The sequence below is a fragment of the Rhizobium indigoferae genome, assembly GCF_034554815.1.
Lineage (GTDB): Bacteria > Pseudomonadota > Alphaproteobacteria > Rhizobiales > Rhizobiaceae > Rhizobium > Rhizobium leguminosarum.
Window position 1 is genome coordinate 477,110 of record NZ_CP140638.1, and the last position, 15,505, is coordinate 492,614.

Genomic DNA, 15,505 nt, shown 5'->3' on the forward strand with positions numbered 1-15,505 from the left:
CGTTACATCCGGACTTTCCTCATGACATCACCCTCGATTTCCGCGCGTCTTTCCCCGACCGCCTCGTCCCGCCTCGTCGTGCTTGCAGAAACGGTATTGAAGGCGGGCGAAACCGCCCGTGGCTCGCTGCGGCGACGAACGTCGGCAGAAATGCTCGCCAAGGCGCCGCGCGATTATCAGACCGAAATCGATGTCGCCGTCGAGCGGATCATCGTCGACGAGATGACGAAGGCCTTCCCGGACTATGCCATCCAGGGCGAGGAGGCCGTCGGCAACCGCACGGCCGCGCCGGAAACGCCTGTTATCTACATCGACCCGATCGATGGCACGACCAATTACGCCTGGGGCATTCCGCATTTCGGCATGACCATCTCGATCGTCGAAAGCGGCAGGCTCGTCATGGGCGTCGTCTATGACGCGATGCAGGATGAGCTGTTCAGCGCCGAGATCGGCGGCGGCGCCTATCTCAACGGCGAACGCATCCGCTGCGCCGATGTGGATGACATCGAGAATGTGCTTGTCGGCGCCGGCCTGCCGATCCCCGGCCAGGTCAAGGCGGTTGCGGAAGAGACATATTTCGAAGCCGTCAGACGGCTGATGGCCAATACGGCGGGTGTGCGCCGGCTCGGCTCGGCGGCACTGTCGATCGCCTATGTCGCCTGCGGCCGGCTGGACGGATTCTTCGAGGACGGGCTCGCGATCCATGATTTCGGCGCCTCGGCGCTGCTGGTCGAAGAGGCGGGCGGCATCGTCACCCGGTTTTCTGGGGCCGAAGTCGACGGGCGGGGCGATATCCTTGCCGCCAGCAAGGCGCTGCATCCCTGGCTGCTGGAAGGCTTCGAGAGCAAGGCGTGAATCGGCGCATTCGGAGCGTCTAAACCCGCAGGAGCTCTTCGATCTCCACATCGCCCTTTGCCGGCATCGACTGATGGACGAGTTCGTTGTCGCGGAAGACGAAAAAGCCGGCGAAGCTCGGCTCGACCCTCATCCCGGCCCGGACGCGATCGTCGGGCGCCACCATCGCCTTCAGACGGCTGCCGTCGGCAAGATCGACATCGACCATCTTGTGGGTGCCGAAATCGACGGCGCGATGGACTGTCGCGGCATCCGCCCGATCCGAGGGACGGATCGTCAGCGCTTCCGGGCGGGCGGCCAGCGTCACCGGCCCGTCCTCGACGGGAACGGCAAGCGGAAAGAGCGGATGCTCGCAGACACCGTTTCTAACGCGGCTCTGGACAAAATTCATCGAGCCGATGAAACCGGCGACGAAGGCCGTCTGCGGCTGTCGGTAGATGGTGCTTGGTGGCGCGATCTGTTCGGTGCGTCCGTCGCGCATGACGACGATGCGGTCGGCCAGCGCTAAGGCCTCGTCCTGACCGTGCGTGACGAAGAGCGTGGTGATGCCGAGGCGCTGCTGGATATCGCGCACCTCCTCCCGCAGCCTCTCGCGCAGATGCTGGTCGAGGCTGGCGAAGGGCTCGTCGAGCAGAAGGATCTTCGGCTCGAGCACGAGCGAGCGGGCAAGGGCGACACGCTGCTGCTGGCCGCCCGACAGTTGCGTCGTCATCCGGCGGCCGTAATCGGCAAGACCGACAAGCGCCAGTGCAGCCTCGACACGCTCACGGATTTCCGCTTTCGGCAGCCGGCGGAGCTTCAGGCCAAAAGCGATATTGTTGAAGACGTCCATGTGCGTCCAGAGCGCATGGTTCTGGAACACCATGCCGGTCGGGCGCCGCTCGGGCGGCATCGTCGTCACATCCTTGGCGTCGATGCGGATGGTTCCGCCGCTCGGTCGCTCGAAGCCGCCGATCATTCTGAGAAGCGTCGACTTGCCGGAACCGGATGGGCCGAGCAGACAAACGAGCTCGCCGTCGCCGACTTCGAGCGAGAAGTCGCGAACAGCAAAAGTGGTCCCGAACAGCTTCGAAACGCCTTCGATCGCCAGATGTGCCATTCTCAAACCCTTCCCTGAACTGACACGCAAAGCTTCACGCGCCGAAGCCTCTCGCAAAGGCGCCGGTGCCGATCACGCGGCGTGCAAACATCAGCGCGATGAAGGACGGCACCCACAGCATGACGGAGAGCACGGCGCCGTATTGCACGACGATCTGGTTGTTGATGAAGCTGATCATCAGCACCGGCATGGTGCGAATCTCGGGCGCGCCGATCAGCCAGGCGCCTTCGGTCTCGTAGAAGGTGCCGACGAAGGTCAAGAGCAGCGCGGCTGATATCGTCGGCGCCGCCTGCGGCAGCGTGATCGACCAGAAGACGCGCAGCGGCGTTGCACCGGCATCGCGTGCTGCCTCTTCCATGCGCCGGTCGACATTCTGGAAGGCTGCGACGGGAATCCAGATCATCAGCATCAGCGTGCCGACGAGCTGGATCAGCACGACGCCCCAGAAGGTGCTGATCAGGCCGAGCTGCAGGAAGATGCCGGCAATGGCGACGAGCAGGCCGAATTTCGGAAAGGCATGCGATGCCAGAAACGACAGGAACAGGATGTTTCTGCCGGGAAAGCGCATGCGCGCGAAAGCATAAGCGGCGGGAAGGCAGATGACGGCGGAAAGAATGGTGACCGTCGTCGTCAGCCGTAGGCTGAGGAAGAGTGCGTCCCAGACATCCCCGCGCGCCAGCGTCTGGCCCCAGAAGCGCAGGCCGAACTGCTGCGGGATCACCGAGGGGTAACGCCAGATCTCGGTGAAGGCCCATGTGCCGACGACGATAAGCGGCAGCGCGATGAACAGCGTCAGCAGGCACGCGAAGAGCAGGCCGATCCAGTCGAAGCGCAGGCCGAAGCTCGATCCGCCGGCATTCATGGCTGGGCCTCGCGGTTGCGGGCGATCGACCTGATGTAGAGGATGCCGAAGATCAGGCAGAAGCCGAATGTGATGACGGCCTGGGTCATGGCGTTCAGCGGGTCGTTCATATCGGCGAAAGTGCGCTGCATGAACGGCCCCATCATCTCCGGTGATGCCGAGCCGAGCACATAGGGTAGGGTGAAGGCGGAGAAGATGCCAAGCACCGCAAAGGATGCAGTCACCAGCAGCGAGTTACCCATGCGCGGCAGGATGATCGAGACGAAGACCCGAAGCGGCCTTGCGCCGACATCGCGCGCGGCTTCGATCGCACTGTTCGAAATGGAGGAAAGCCCTGATGTCAGCATCAGCACCGTGAGCGGAAGATTGTCCCAGACGAGACCGATGACCGGTCCCCACGGTGTCAGATAGGGCGTGCGCAGCTTGAGTAGGCCGACGGAATTCAGCAACAGGTCGACGGTGCCGTTCGGGCCGATCGTCCTGATCAGCGCATAAGCGAGGATGATCGATGGGACGAACATTGGAAAGATCGCCATGCCCTGCACATAGGCGGCAAATCGCCCCTGCGAGAACCGAAGGTAAAGCGCGATCGGAAGGCCGATCGCCAGAAGCAGGATACCGCAGACGGCGGTGGTCCAGAGCGTCAGCCACAGATTGCCGAGGCTGTAGCCGTCGGTGAAGAAGAAGCGGTAGGAGGCAAGCGAGAATTCCGTCGCTCCGTTAGGGCCTCGAACAAAGATTGTGCCGACGACCGCCGAAAGGATCGGAAAGACGACCAGCCATGCAACCAGGAAGACCGGCAGAGCAACGAGGAGGAGCCCGATAGAGCTCCCCCTTCTCATGGACCGGTGACGGCGCAGAACCGCCGGCGCAGTGTCAGTGGACATCAGGTGCGGCTGATGCCCGGAGCGACGTTGCGGTACCAGCCGTCGGCGATCGCCTTTTCCCAATCGCCTCCCGGGAAGGTCGGAATGGTTGAGGGAATAACGTCGGCATATTTCTTGCGAAGATCGTCGGAGATGTGATCCCACGAGATGGCGGGGAAGCCGCCGATCTCGGTGATGATCGCTTCCTGCATTTCCTTCGTCAGCATGAATGCGGCAAGCTTCAGCGCCGCATCCTTGTTGGCGCCGTTGGAGAAGACGGTGATGCTGGAGAAACCGCCGCAGAGGGCGAGATCGGTAAGCTGCACGAGGCCGGTCGTATCAGGCAGCACACCCTGGGAGATCGCCTGCAGCACCTGGTCCGACCAGACCGGCACCATGGTGACGACGCCCTGGGCGAGCAACTGGATCGACTGGGTGTTGCCGGCCGTATAGGCGCCCTTGTCGTAAAGCGCCGGGGCGAGGTCGTTGAGGATCTTCCAGGCCGGTGTCAGCGTCTCAGTGGCGAAGTCGGCGGTGAAATTGTCGACCTTGAACTTCTTCGGATCGCGGCCATTGGCCTCATGGATGGCGCGGCGGACGAAGTTTCCGCCCGAACCGCCCTTGTCGGGACGGTTGTAGATGAACTGGCCCGGATTGGCCTTGATCCAGGCGGTGAGCTGATCCCAGCTCTTCGGCGCATCCTTCGGATCGAGCTTGGTCGTGTCATAGGCGAGAAGGACCTGCGAACCGCGATAGGGAAGGGAGTAGGGGGTATCGAAGGCAAGCGGGTTGATATGGTCGTAGCCCTCGATGTTCTCGGCGGAGAACTTCACCCAGAGGCCGGCATCGATGCCGCCGGATGGCAGACGCGGATCGAATTGCTCGAAGAGGTCGGCTTGCGGATCGGTCTTCGTCTTCAGCGCGGCAAGCGCACGGTCGGCGATGGCGCCCAAGCCGTTATTGTCGCCGGCATCGGTCACCTTCAGGGCAACGCCGGGATGCGCCTTTTCGAAGGCCGGGCGGATGACGTTGTTCCAGAGGTCGACGATATTGGCATCCGAACCGCTGTAGAGATCGATCGTGCCGGCTGCGGCCGATGCGAAACGCGGAAGAGCCAGCAGACCGGCTGTAGCTGACGATGTGATCAGAAATTCGCGTCTATTCATAACCCGTCTCCATCAGGTGTCGAGGCTCGGCCTCCGCAGGATTGTCCGAGGCCTTGCTAGCGCCGGCGCGTAACATCGACATGACAGATCGGGCGTATCTGAGGGAAATTGCACAGCTGTGCTCTTTGCACCGTGTGGAAATCGGCGACAGGAGATACTATCTGTTGCGGAAAAGGAGATATCCAATGACCGAAGAACGTGCAGTCCTCGCCGGCGGTTGCTTCTGGGGCATGCAGGACCTCATCCGCCGATACAAGGGCGTGATTTCGACCCGCGTCGGCTATACCGGCGGCGATGTGCCGAATGCCACCTACCGCAACCACGGAACCCATGCCGAGGCGATCGAGATCATCTTCGACCCCACAAGGATCAGCTTTCGGGAAATCCTCGAATTCTTCTTCCAGATCCACGACCCGAGCACGCGCAACCGCCAGGGTAATGATGTTGGCTTGAGCTACCGCTCGGCGATCTTTTACGTCACCCCTGAGCAGGAGCGTGTCGCCAAGGATACGATCGCCGATGTCGACGCATCAGGCCTGTGGCCCGGCAAGGTCGTCACCGAAGTCGTGCCGGTTAGCGATTTCTGGGAGGCAGAACCCGAGCACCAGGATTATCTGGAGCGGATTCCGAACGGCTATACCTGCCATTTCGTTCGGCCCGGCTGGAAACTGCCGGTCCGCCAGAAGATCGCTTGAAATTGATCAGATTCCCATCGCCGCGCGGCTGGTTTCTAGAAGCGCGGCGACGAGATTTGTCCTCGGCGAGGATCGCGTCACCACGATGCCGACGGTGCGAACGGCGGACGAGCGGGGCAGGGGCAGCTTGAGAATATCAAGGCCAGCCGGCCAGGGCGGCGCCCAATCCGGCACGATCGAGATTCCGAGACCGCGGTCTACCATCACCGCGATCGCCTCCAGCGCATCGAGCTCATAGCGCTCGACCGGATGGATGCCGATCTCGCGCAGATATTCATCGGCGATGTGACCACCCCACTGGTTGCGGTCGTAGCGAATGAAGGGCAGGGCCTTCAACAGTTCGAGCGGATCCGCCCCCTCACAGTCCCGCGGAGCGATCAGCACCAGGGGTTCCTGGCGCAGCTTGTTGAAGGTCAGTGTCTTCTGCATCGGAAATCGCGGTTCGATGATGAAGGCCGCATCCAGCGCGCCGTTCAAAACCTCGGCATAGAGGTCCATCGACGCGCCCGGCTTGAGGAAGATCTCGATCAGCGGATAGTCCTGGGCGAGACGGTGGAGAATGTCGGGAACGAGGCCGGTCAGCGCCGTATTGATCGCCCCGATCCGCATCTCGCCCGAAATCGTCGCGGAACCGGCCATCGCCTTCAGGTCGCGTGTATCGCGCACCAGATCCCTGCAACGGTCGAGAATGGCAAAACCCGCCTCCGTCGGCCGCATGACGCGGCCGGAACGCACCAGCAGCCGCGCCCCGAGCTCGGCCTCCAATGCGCGGATGCGCTGGGCGACGGCCGCAGGCGTGAGGTTCAGCCGCTGGGCGGCCTCCGCCAGCGAGTGCCGCTCGGCAACGACAATGAAGGTTTCGAGAAAACGTGTGTCCATCGATAGTTTTTCTATCTCTTGAACGAAGCAGAAGCCATATTTTATTTACGATCCATTGCTCCGAAAGATGGCCCGACCATATGAGGAGATGAAATGGATTTCGGCCTGAAGGACAAGACGGCCCTGGTGCTTGGTGCCGGCGGCGGATTGGGCAGCGCGATTGCCGTCAAGCTTGCGCGCGAAGGCGCCAGAATTGCCGCGGCGGATATCGATCTCGCCGCCGCTGAGAAGACCACGGCGGCGATCGAATCCGAAGGCGGCAAGGCACTGGCTCTGCAATGGGACCTTTCCGATCTCGGTTCGATCGATGCGCATGTCGCTGCAATCGAACAGCAGTTCGGACCGGTCGATATCCTCGTCAACAATACCGGCGGCCCACCGCCGACCACCGTCTCCGGCCAGGATCCGATGCTTTGGAACCAGTATTTCCAGAGCATGGTGCTCTCCGTCATCGCCATTACCGATCGCGTGCTGCCTGAGATGCGAGCGCGCAAATGGGGTCGCATCGTCACCTCGACCTCGTCGGGCGTGGTCGCGCCGATCCCCAATCTCGGCATCTCGAATGCGTTGCGCCTGTCATTGGTCGGCTGGTCGAAAACGCTGGCGCGTGAGGTCGGGCGCGACGGCATCACCGTCAACATCGTCCTGCCGGGCCGGATCGCCACCGGCCGCATCACCTTCCTCGACGAGCAGAAGGCCAAACGCGAAAACCGCTCCGTCGATGACGTCGTCGCAGAAAGCACCGGCAGCATTCCGCTCGGCCGCTATGGCCGGCCGGAAGAATATGGCAATGTCGTCACCTTCCTGGCGAGCGAGCCTGCCTCCTATCTTACCGGATCGGTGATCCGCGTCGATGGCGGCATGATCCAGAGCATCTGACAGAAACCGAATTGGAACCGATACCCGATGGCCCTCAGCGCTGAAGCGATAGCAACCCTCAAGACCGTCTCGACGGCGACCCTGACGACCGTTCTTCTGAAGAAGGGCCTGCGCAACGTCTGGATCCGCGGCGCCGTTCCGCTGAAGCCCGACCAGCCGCGCATCGTCGGCCCGGCCTTCACCCTGCGCTTCGTTCCGGCTCGTGAAGATCTGGCGACGCCGGCATCCTGGGCCTCGCCGATCTCGACCCGCGCCGCGATCGAGGCGATGCCGGAGGGCTGTGTCGCCGTCGTCGATGCGATGGGCGTCACCGATGCCGGCATCTTCGGCGATATCCTCTGCGCCCGCATGCAGAAGCGAGGCGTTGCCGCACTCGTCACCGACGGCGTCGTGCGCGACCTTGCCGGTGTGCTCGATGCCAACCTGCCGGTCTGGTGCCGCGGCGTCGCAGCACCCCCATCGGTCGCCGGCCTCACCTTCGTCGCTTGGCAGCAACCGATCGGCTGCGGCGGCGTGGCTGTCTTCCCTGACGATATTATCGTCGTCGACCAGGACGGCGCTGTGCTGATTCCGGCCGATCTGCTGGAGGCGGTGCTTGATGAAGCGCTGGAACAGGAGCGCATGGAAGCCTGGATCATGACCAGGATCGATGAGGGAGTACCGCTGCCCGGCCTCTACCCGATGAACGCCGAAACAAAGGCGCTCTACGAGGCCTCGAAGAAATAGGCTCCAGGCCAGGCGGATTGAGGAGGGCCGCGGCTTCTCGGCCCTTTTTGCTTTCGCCCTATCTCAATAGCGAGGTACGTAATCCAGGCCGCCGTCGATCCGGGCCGGGCGCCCGTCCAGAAAAAGCTCACCGATGCGTGGCGCCGAGCGGGCGATGACCTTGCCACGGTGGATCACCGCCAGCCGGTTCGGCTTCAGCCGCAGCGCTTCCAGCGTGTCGCTGGCCTGAAGGATGACAAGGTCGGCGTTGCATCCCTTTTCCAGGCCGTAATCTGCAATCCCCATCGTCTTCGCCGAATTGACGGTCAGCGCGTCGAAGATCTTCTTCTTGTCGTCGATGCCGGCCATCTGAGCGACATGGATTGCCATATGGCCGACCTCCAGCATGTCGCCCGACCCCATCGAATACCAGGGGTCCATGACGCAGTCGTGCCCGAAGGAAACATTGAGCCCAGCATCCATCAGCTCCCGCACGCGAGTCATGCCGCGGCGTTTCGGATAGGTGTCGTGCCGGCCCTGCAGCATGATGTTAATCAGTGGATTGGGGATGACGTTGATCTCGGCCTCCGCCATCAGCGGAATGAGCTTGGAGACGTAATAATTGTCCATCGAATGCATCGAGGTCAGATGCGAGCCGGCGACGCGCCCCTGCAGGCCGAAGCGGATGGTTTCCGCAGCCAGCGTCTCGATATGGCGCGAGAGCGGATCGTCGGTTTCGTCGCAATGGATATCGACCGGCAGGCCCCGATCGGCGGCGATGCGGCAGAGCGCCTCGACCGACGCCGTACCTTCACCCATCGTCCGTTCGAAATGCGGAATGCCGCCGACGATATCGACGCCCATGTCGAGAGCGCGGTTGAGCGCGTCGATCGCGCCCGGCGAGCGGTAATAACCATCCTGGGGGAAGGCGACCAGCTGCAGATCGATATAGGGCGCGACCTTCTCGCGAACCTCGATCATCGCCTCGACGGTCACCAGTCTGGGATCACTGGTATCGACATGGCTGCGGATGAAGAGCAGGCCCTGCGTGACCGCCAGATCGCAATAACGCAGCGCGCGATCGACCAGTTCCTCCTTCGTCACGATCGGCCGCAATTCCCCCCAGAGCGCGATGCCCTCGAGCAGCGTGCCGGACACGTTCATACGCGGCAGGCCGAGCGACAGCGTAGCGTCCATATGGAAATGCGGATCGACGAAGGGCGGGGTGGCGAGCCGGCCGGTCGCGTCGATCTCTTCTCCTGCCTGCGCCTGGAGATTAGGCTCGACAGCGATGATCTTGCCGCCCTGGATACCGATATCGATCCCCTTTCGGCCATCGGGGAGATTTGCATTTCTGACGATCAGATCGAACATCGGAGCCTCATTGGACAGAAGTGATTCAGCGTTCGCCGCGCCGATAGGGCTGCATCAGCGCCTGCGGAACGCGGGCGCGGCGGGCCATGACGGCAAGGGCGGCAATGGAAAGGATATAGGGCGTCATCAGAAAGAGCTGATAGGGCACGAGCCCGCTGAGTGCGGTTTGCAGCCGAAGCTGAAAGGCGTCGAAGAAGGCAAAGAGCAGCGCGCCGAACAGCGCTCGGCCGGGCCGCCAGGAGGCGAAGACGACGAGCGCGATGCAGATCCAGCCGCGCCCCTGAACCATGGTCGGAAAGAAGCTGTTGAACGCCGACAAAGTCAGGAAAGCCCCGCCCATTCCCATTAGCGCGCTTCCGGCAATCACCGCGCCGTAACGCACCTTCATCGGATTGACGCCTTGAGCTTCCGCCGCATGCGGGTTCTCGCCGGTCATGCGGATCGCAAGGCCGACGGGCGTGCGGAAGATGATGTAGGCCATCAGCAGGGCGATTACGATCGCAAGATAGGTCGGCGCCGTCTGCGTGAAGAAGGCCGGCCCGATGAAAGGCAGCGTCGACAAGCCGGGAATAGCGATCGGCTGGAACGGCACGATGGTGGGCGGCGTATTGGCAAGCGGCACGATCAGCCGGAAGACATAATAGCTGAAGCTCGAGGCAAACAGCGTCACCCCGAGACCGGAGACATGCTGGGAGAGGCCGAGCGTCACCGTCAGCCCGGCATGCAGCAGGCCGAAGACCCCACCGGCCACGCCAGCAATCAGCAGGCCGGTCCAGAGATCGGCGCCGTGATAGACAGAAAGCCAACCGATCATCGCACCGAAGGTCATGATGCCTTCGATGCCGAGATTGAGCACACCCGCCCGTTCGCAGAGCAGTGCGCCGAGCGTGCCGAAAATCAGCGGCGTGGCGATCCGCAGGATTGCCGCCCAGAGCCCTGATGAAGCGATGATGTCGAACAGCTGCATCATCGCCGGATCCTGTATTGGGTGAAGAACAAGGCAATCAGCATCGTCAGCAGCGACAGCGCCACCGTGACATCGGCGATATATGTGGGTATGCCGAGGCCTCGGCTCATGCCATCCGCGCCCACGAACATGGTGGCGGTGAAAATGGCCGCGAAGACGACGCCGAGAGGATTGAGGTTGGCGAGCATCGCGACAACAATACCGGCATAGCCGAAACCCGGCGACAGATCGGTCGTCACATAACCCTTGACGCCCATGACCTCGATCGCTCCCGCCAACCCTGCAAGCCCGCCGGAGAGACAGGCGACCTTCACCAGCGTTCTGCCGAGCGGGACGCCGGCGAAGACCGCGCCGCCGGGATTGAGACCTGCGGCGCGCGACTGCATGCCGAACACGGTGCGCGACTGGATGAAATGGACGACGACCGCCAGGGCGATCGCGATCACAAAGCCGATATGCAGGCGCGAGCGGGCGATCAGCTTCGGCAGCATGGCGTGATCGCTGACGGATTGCGACTGCGGCCAGCCGAAGGCGAGCGGGTCCTTGAGGATGCCGTCGATCAGCATCGAGACGAAGAGCACAGCGATGAAGTTCAAGAGCAGGCTGGTGACGACTTCATCGACCGAGAAGCGCAACCTGAGCCAGAGGGGGATCAGGATCAACACCATGCCGGCAATGGCGCCGACCAGCAGCAGCAGCGGAATGAGAATGGGGGCGGGAAGATTGCCGAGCAGTTTCGAGCTCGCCGCGGCAACGGCGACAGCGCCGAGATAGAACTGGCCTTCAGCACCGATATTCCAGAGCCGCGCCCGGAAAGCGACGGCGGCGGCAAGCCCCGTCAGCATCAGCGGCGTTGCCCGCGTCAGCGTTTCGGTCGCCGACAGCCGCGAGCCGAAGGCGCCGGTCAGGATGCGCCAATAGGCATCGATAACAGGCGCGCCGGCGATAGATATCAGGATGCCGGCCAGCGCCAGCGCTGCGATGACCGCGATCACAGGGGTGACGATCAGCAGGTAAAGCGGACGGTGCTCGCGGCGCTCAAATCGCATGGCCGGCCTCTGGGGGTTCCTGCCATTCGCCGGCCATCATCAGCCCCAGCTTACGGGCGTCGGCGCTTTCGGCCTCGACGGGCGGAGACAGGCGGCCGCCGACGATTGCCTGTATGCGATCGGCAAGCGCGATCACCTCGTCGAGATCTTCCGAGATCAACAGCACGGCGGTACCTTGCCGGCGGGCTTCGAGCAGGCGCGCGTGGACAGCCGCCACGGCCCCTTCATCGAGACCGCGCGCCGGCTGCGCGGCAATCAGGATGCGCGGCCGCTGATGCAGGTTGCGGCCGAGAATGAGCTTTTGCATATTGCCGCCCGAGAGCAGCCGGGTGCGGATGGCCGGGCCGCCGCCTCGAACATCGAACCCGTCGATAATCTCCCTGGCGAAGGCCATGCCCGCCTTGCGGTTGACGAAACCACGGCGAGAAAAGGCCGGTGATGCGATGCGCTCTAGCACGGTGTTTTCCCAGATCGCCATTTCGCCGATCACGCCCTCCTCGTTGCGGTCCTCGGGAATGCGGCCGATGCCGGCGTCGACGACATCGGTAACACCAAGATTGCCGATGGCTTCGCCAAACAGCAGCAGGTCGCCAGCGCTGCGCGCCAGCATACCGGAGAGAAGATGCGCCAATGTCGCCTGGCCATTGCCCGAAACGCCGATGATGCCGAGGATCTCGCCCTGGTGCAGCCGGAAGCTGATCGACTTCAGCCGATCGATGCCGCCGGTGCGCACCGTCACATCGACCGCTTCGAGGGCAACGGCGCCGGGTGTCGACGGCTCGCGCACAGGCCGCGTCACACGGCGCCCGACCATCAGTTCGGCGAGTTCCGCCTTGCTGGTTTCCGACGCCTTGCGTTCGGCGACCATCTTGCCGCCGCGTAAGACCACGATGCGGTCGGCCGCTGCCATGACCTCGTCGAGCTTGTGCGAGATGAAGATCAGCGACAGGCCCTGGCGGGCCATTTCCTTCAGCGTTGTGAACAGCCGCTCGGCTTCGATGTTGGTCAGTACTGCTGTCGGCTCGTCGAGGATCAGGATACGGGCGTCGTTGTAAAGCGCTTTGACGATCTCGACTCTCTGCTGCTCGCCGACCGACAGGTCGCCAAGGCGGGCATCCGGATCGACCTTGAGGCCGAAGCGCTCGGAAATTGCCAGTAGCTTTGTCCGTGCCGCTGGCGTCCCCGAGCGCCAGGACCAGAGTCTTTCCGTGCCGGTCATGACATTTTCGAGAACGCTCAGATTGGGCGCAAGCGAAAAATGCTGATGGACCATGCCGACGCCAGCACGGATCGCTGCGCGCGGCTTGCCCGGCGGCACCTCCGTGCCCTCGATCAGGATTCGGCCGGCATCCGGCATGTAATGACCGAAAAGGATGCTCATCAGCGTGGTCTTGCCCGCGCCGTTCTCGCCGAGCAGGGCGACGACCTCACCCCCGGCAAGCGTCATGGAAATATCGTCATTGGCGAGATTGGCGCCGAAGCGCTTGCTGACGCCGATAATCTCCAGCACCGGCCCAGTCATGACGGCAGTCCTGCAACGGGAAAACGGTGCTGCCACCGCCCCTCGGCCTCCAGGCGTGCGGCAAGCGACAGGAGCCTCGGCTCGTGACCCATCGGCGCCATGATCTGCACCGGCAGCGGCATGGCATGCTCATCCTGTCCGAAAGGCAGAGTCAAAGCAGGAAAACCCGAAATATTGGCGAGGCAGGCAAGCGGCGCAAATGCCGTCATCCGCTCGATATGAAGATCCGTATCGGCATGATCGGACGGAAAGGAGCCGATCACAAGAGGCGCAGACGAAAGCATCGGCATGAGGATACAATCGATCCTGTCGAATAGCGCCCAGAGCTTATGGCTCACCAGGACGGCCTCGTTCAGCGTGTTCCAGAGCGATGTGACCGAAAGCGCCCGTCCGCGCGCCGCGAAAGCCTGCGTCAGAGGCTCGGCCCGGCTTTCATCAAGCGCCGCAGCCTTCATGAGCGCCGCAAGGTTGACGGAGACAATATCGGCGAAGGCGCGGCCGCTGGCGGCGACGCTCGATTCGAACTCGGCCCAGCTTAGCGGGACGATAACGTGCCCGTCACTCTCGAGGGCACGAGCCGCATCCTCGACGGCCGCGAGCCGATCACCCTCGGTCGGATAGGCCGCTCCGGTATCGATCAACAGGCCGATCCGCAGACGGCCGTTATTGATATCGACAGGGGAGGGATCCGCAAAGGGGCCTCGTGAATTGCCGCTCAGTTCGTCGAAAATCAGCGCCGTATCTCGCACCGAACGGCAAACCGCGAGTTCGCTCGCAATGCCGGCGAGGTGATTGCCGAAAGATGGTCCGCCGGGGATGGCGCCGCGCGTCGGCTTCATTCCAACAAGGCCGCAGCAGGCAGCCGGCACACGGATCGAACCGCCGGCATCGGTGGCATGCGCAATCGCGACGATCCCGGCGGCAACCGCTGCCGCCGCACCGCCGGAGGAACCACCCGCGGTCCGGGCCGGATCAAGCGGATTGCGGCAGATCGGCCCGATTGCCGGTTCGCTGGCAAGCGAAAGGCCGAATTCCGGGCTGGTTGTCAGGCCGAACAGGCAGAAACCGGCGTCGCGGAAACGGGCGGCCAGTTCGGAGTCCGCTTCGCCGCCTTTTCTTTCGAAGAGACGGGAGCCGGCCGTGACCGGCAGCCCGGCGAAGGGGCCGCCAAGATCCTTCGCCAAGATCGGCACGCCGGCAAACGGCCTGTTGGAAAAGCGTTCGGGCTCGCTCCGATTTTCCCGGTCGCGGCCGTCGGCCGAGGCGAGACCCATGGCGGCATCGAGATAGGCGATGGCGCCGAGCGGCTCCTGCCGCTGAGCTGCGGCAAGAGAAGCCTGCATCGCCTCTGCAGCGCTCAGATTGCCATTTCTGATCGCTGCCGCCAGATCCGTCGCATCGTCCTTCATGAGCCGAATTACTTCGGCTCGTCCATCATCTTCGGAACTTCGAAGGTGCCGGCCTTGATCTCAGCCCGCTTGGCTTCCATCGCAGCCTCCGCATCGGCGGGTGCCACGCCCTTGACGAAAACGATATCGCTGCCGCCTTCCTTCATCAGGCCATAGGACGTGTAGTTCCTGCCGACCGGCTTTCCGGCAGCGACATCGGCGATCGCAGCGTCCAGGATCGGCCGGAAATACCACATGGCGTTGGCAAACACCGTATCCGGATAACGTGGCGTATAGTCGATCAGCGAGCCGACCGACTTGATGCCGCGCTCCTTGGCGGCATCGGCGGTGCCGATGCGCTCGCCGAACAGGATGTCGGCGCCGGCGTCGATCTGGGCAAGACCGGCTTCGCGAGCCTTCGGCGGATCGAAGAAGGTGCCGATGAACGAGACGAGGTGCTTCGCGTCCGGATTGACCGCCTTGACGCCGGCCGCGAAGGCATTGATCAGCATGTTGACCTCGGGGATCGGAATGGCGCCGACCGAACCGACGACATTCGACTTGGTCATCTTGCCCGCCAGCATGCCGGCAAGATAGGCGCCGTCATGGTTCCAGGTACCGAAGACGCCGAAATTGTCGCCGGCCTGCTCGCCGCTCGAACCCAGGACAAAAGCGGTATCGGGGTAGTCGGCCGCGACCTGCCGGGCCTCTTTCTCCACCGCATAGGCCTCGCCGATAATCAGCTTGTTGCCCTGTTCTGCATATTCACGCATGGCGCGCGGATAATCGGTGCCGGAGACGCCTTCGGAGAAGACATATTCGATGACGCCTTCCTTGGCCGCGTCCTGCAGCGCCTTGTGCAGACAGGAGTTCCAGGCATTTTCAACCGGCGACGCATGAATGCCGGCAACCTTCAGCGGCGCGGCGGCTCTTGCCAGCGGGGCAAAGCCGCTGACCCCAAGCGCAATGCCGGACGCGATCACTGCCCGGCGTGAAATCAGGATATCTTTGGTCATTGATTGTTCCCCTTTTTTACCATTTGGTTCAAAAATCATAGTAGCGCCTAAAAATGTGTCAAGCAGCGAATGGGCTTAAAAATCAGGCTGTTCAATCTGTTGCGCCTTGTGTTCTGCAGCCGATTTTTCCGAACCTGTGTGTCGTCGCGGCTTGGCGCGACGACATTGGCAGGATATGCAGAG

15 protein-coding genes are annotated in these 15,505 nt (G+C 62.9%); 4 read left to right on the forward strand and 11 right to left on the reverse strand.

Annotated elements, in window-relative coordinates:
- Positions 1 to 21 precede the first annotated feature (21 nt).
- Complete coding sequence (locus U5G49_RS34700) at positions 22 to 855, forward strand: inositol monophosphatase family protein (protein ID WP_018246967.1); 834 nt, start codon at positions 22 to 24, stop codon at positions 853 to 855.
- A 19-nt stretch (positions 856 to 874) separates the two neighbouring features.
- On the opposite strand, the gene U5G49_RS34705 is transcribed toward U5G49_RS34700, so the two are convergent.
- From U5G49_RS34705 to U5G49_RS34720, 4 genes are read right to left on the reverse strand one after another with little or no spacing between them, the layout of a single operon-like run.
- A complete protein-coding gene (locus tag U5G49_RS34705) occupies positions 875 to 1,954 on the reverse strand; it encodes an ABC transporter ATP-binding protein (RefSeq protein ID WP_130654180.1) in 1,080 nt (359 codons plus the stop codon).
- A gap of 34 nt (positions 1,955 to 1,988) precedes the next feature.
- Positions 1,989 to 2,816, reverse strand: a complete 828-nt coding sequence (locus U5G49_RS34710) for an ABC transporter permease (RefSeq protein ID WP_047622145.1) — start codon at positions 2,814 to 2,816, stop codon at positions 1,989 to 1,991.
- Positions 2,813 to 3,703 carry an ABC transporter permease gene (locus U5G49_RS34715; protein ID WP_193445091.1) on the reverse strand — a complete coding sequence of 297 codons (891 nt, stop codon included), beginning with the start codon at positions 3,701 to 3,703 and terminating at the stop codon, positions 2,813 to 2,815. Before U5G49_RS34715 ends, U5G49_RS34710 begins: the two co-directional genes overlap by 4 nt.
- A complete protein-coding gene (locus U5G49_RS34720) occupies positions 3,703 to 4,848 on the reverse strand; it encodes an extracellular solute-binding protein (RefSeq protein ID WP_130654182.1) in 1,146 nt (381 codons plus the stop codon). The genes U5G49_RS34715 and U5G49_RS34720 overlap by 1 nt, the downstream gene beginning before the upstream one ends.
- A 185-nt stretch (positions 4,849 to 5,033) precedes the next feature.
- Here U5G49_RS34720 and msrA point away from each other — a divergent pair, with 185 nt between their 5' ends.
- Entirely contained in the window at positions 5,034 to 5,543 is a 510-nt protein-coding gene (gene msrA / locus U5G49_RS34725) for a peptide-methionine (S)-S-oxide reductase MsrA (RefSeq protein ID WP_018246963.1), read from the forward strand.
- 6 nt (positions 5,544 to 5,549) lie between these two features.
- Here the strand turns inward: msrA and U5G49_RS34730 are convergent, their stop codons facing one another.
- The gene (locus U5G49_RS34730; RefSeq protein WP_193445090.1) at positions 5,550 to 6,422 is read right to left on the reverse strand and encodes a LysR family transcriptional regulator; all 873 of its coding nucleotides are present in this window, start codon (positions 6,420 to 6,422) and stop codon (positions 5,550 to 5,552) included.
- Between the two features lie 93 nt (positions 6,423 to 6,515).
- On the opposite strand from U5G49_RS34730, the gene U5G49_RS34735 reads away from it, so the two are divergent.
- A complete protein-coding gene (locus U5G49_RS34735; RefSeq protein ID WP_130654184.1) occupies positions 6,516 to 7,301 on the forward strand; it encodes an SDR family oxidoreductase in 786 nt (261 codons plus the stop codon).
- Between the two features lie 27 nt (positions 7,302 to 7,328).
- Positions 7,329 to 8,027 (forward strand): ribonuclease activity regulator RraA, encoded by a 699-nt coding sequence (locus U5G49_RS34740; protein ID WP_130654185.1) that lies wholly within the window; start codon positions 7,329 to 7,331, stop codon positions 8,025 to 8,027.
- Between the two features lie 63 nt (positions 8,028 to 8,090).
- Here U5G49_RS34740 and U5G49_RS34745 read toward each other — a convergent pair whose 3' ends face one another.
- From U5G49_RS34745 to U5G49_RS34770, 6 genes are read right to left on the reverse strand one after another with little or no spacing between them, the layout of a single operon-like run.
- Positions 8,091 to 9,380 (reverse strand): amidohydrolase family protein, encoded by a 1,290-nt coding sequence (locus U5G49_RS34745; RefSeq protein ID WP_130654186.1) that lies wholly within the window; start codon positions 9,378 to 9,380, stop codon positions 8,091 to 8,093.
- Between the two features lie 25 nt (positions 9,381 to 9,405).
- Positions 9,406 to 10,350: an ABC transporter permease gene (locus U5G49_RS34750; protein WP_028732446.1), complete on the reverse strand. Its 945-nt coding sequence runs from the start codon at positions 10,348 to 10,350 to the stop codon at positions 9,406 to 9,408.
- Positions 10,347 to 11,396, reverse strand: coding sequence for an ABC transporter permease (locus U5G49_RS34755; RefSeq protein ID WP_130654187.1), 1,050 nt, complete (start codon positions 11,394 to 11,396; stop codon positions 10,347 to 10,349). The genes U5G49_RS34750 and U5G49_RS34755 overlap by 4 nt, the downstream gene beginning before the upstream one ends.
- Complete coding sequence (locus U5G49_RS34760) at positions 11,386 to 12,918, reverse strand: ABC transporter ATP-binding protein (protein WP_131703904.1); 1,533 nt, start codon at positions 12,916 to 12,918, stop codon at positions 11,386 to 11,388. Before U5G49_RS34760 ends, U5G49_RS34755 begins: the two co-directional genes overlap by 11 nt.
- Positions 12,915 to 14,327: an amidase gene (locus U5G49_RS34765; RefSeq protein ID WP_047622138.1), complete on the reverse strand. Its 1,413-nt coding sequence runs from the start codon at positions 14,325 to 14,327 to the stop codon at positions 12,915 to 12,917. Before U5G49_RS34765 ends, U5G49_RS34760 begins: the two co-directional genes overlap by 4 nt.
- A gap of 8 nt (positions 14,328 to 14,335) precedes the next feature.
- Positions 14,336 to 15,322, reverse strand: a complete 987-nt coding sequence (locus U5G49_RS34770; protein ID WP_018448994.1) for a BMP family protein — start codon at positions 15,320 to 15,322, stop codon at positions 14,336 to 14,338.
- Between the last annotated feature and the right edge of the window lie 183 nt (positions 15,323 to 15,505).